Origin of the sequence: Mycobacterium sp. IS-3022, assembly GCF_001500065.1 — a bacterium.
GTDB lineage: Bacteria > Actinomycetota > Actinomycetes > Mycobacteriales > Mycobacteriaceae > Mycobacterium.
Window position 1 is genome coordinate 1 of record NZ_LQIN01000043.1, and the last position, 609, is coordinate 609.

Here is a 609-nt window from a genome sequence, read left to right on the forward strand (position 1 = left end):
TGGTGACCGGTGCCGGCGGCTGCGTCGCGGGGGCGTGGCGGGGGGTCTGGCGCTGGGGCGGCGTGGATCGCTGCGCGGGTTGGACGACGACGTTGGTGGGCCCCGGCGCTGGGGGCGCAGGAGCGTGCGCCGCCGGCGCAGGAGTCGGAGCCGGCGACACAGGCGCGCTGGGCGGCGCGACCGTCGTCGCCGCCTCGACCGGGGTTGCGGTGTCGTCACGCAGTTGCATGACGCCGAACAAGGCCGTGGTGACCACCGCGACCGCCGCGGCGAGGCCGAACAGGATGACCGGAGACCGCCGCGGCGCCGCCGCTTCGTCCTCCTGCCACTCCTCGTGCTGGAAGTGAAGGTCGGGCCGGAAGTCGGCCGGGGACTCGGTGAGGTGCACGGGCAGTTCCGCATCGTCCTGGTCGTCCTGCGACCAGGCCAGCGCGCCGAACATGCTCGACGGCGCCTCGGCGTCGAACAGCGTCGTCGCGCTTTCGACGACCCCGCTGCGCTGGGCCATCAGCGCGGCGCCCGCCGCGGCGGTCAATTGTGGTTGCGGGGTGGTCACCACCGGCGCCCGCAGGTGTGCGGAGAGCGTCTGGGTGATCAGCGGGACGCGTG

Annotated in this window: 1 pseudogene; it reads right to left on the reverse strand. The window is 74.5% G+C overall.

Features of this window, described 5'->3' with window-relative positions:
• Nucleotides 1-609: pseudogene (locus AU188_RS25590) on the reverse strand (hypothetical protein); the annotation flags it as partial.